Annotated in this window: 1 protein-coding gene; it reads left to right on the top strand. The window is 69.6% G+C overall.

Features of this window, described 5'->3' with window-relative positions:
• Positions 1-88: 88 nt before the first annotated feature.
• Positions 89-562 (top strand): RidA family protein, encoded by a 474-nt coding sequence (locus AC27KI_RS26865; protein ID WP_487116954.1) that lies wholly within the window; start codon positions 89-91, stop codon positions 560-562.
• The last annotated feature ends 36 nt before the right edge of the window (positions 563-598 follow it).

Genomic DNA, 598 nt, shown 5'->3' with positions numbered 1-598 from the left:
TTAATAGCACTATGCCCTAGTACCCATTGTGCTGGGGGCACTTTTTGTTTCAACTCCCTCCACCGTCCCACACCCGAGGAAAGATTCCATGTCCTGCGATGCACGGTTCGAAGAACAGGCGCTGGCCCTGGGCCACCGCTTCGATGGCGAGATCAAGATCGGCGGCAACTACGTGCCGCTGGTGCGCGACGGCCGGCAGATCTACCTGAGCGGCCAGATCCCGCGCGTGGGCGACACCGTGGTGGTCACCGGCGCCGTGGGCGCGCAGGTGCCCCTGGAGCGCGCGCAGCATGCCGCCCAGGTGTGCGTGATGCGCGCCCTGGCGCCGCTGCAGCGCAGCCTGGGTACGCTGGATGCGGTGCGCGCCGTGCCGCGCATCACGGTGTACGTGCAGTCCGCGCCCGGCTTCACGCAGCAAAGCGAGGTGGCCGATGCGGCCTCGCAGGTGCTATTTCACGTGCTGGGGCCGGTGGCCGGGGCGCACACGCGCACCTCGGTCGGCGTGCTGCAGCTGCCCAAGAACGCCTCGGTGGAGGTGGACCTGATCGCGTCGGCGGACTGACGGCGCGCAGGCCAGCGGGGGCGCAGGGCCCGGGCG

The sequence above is a fragment of the Acidovorax sp. KPB24-03 genome, from assembly GCF_057546605.1.
This window is presented reverse-complemented; position numbering and strand designations above follow the sequence as displayed.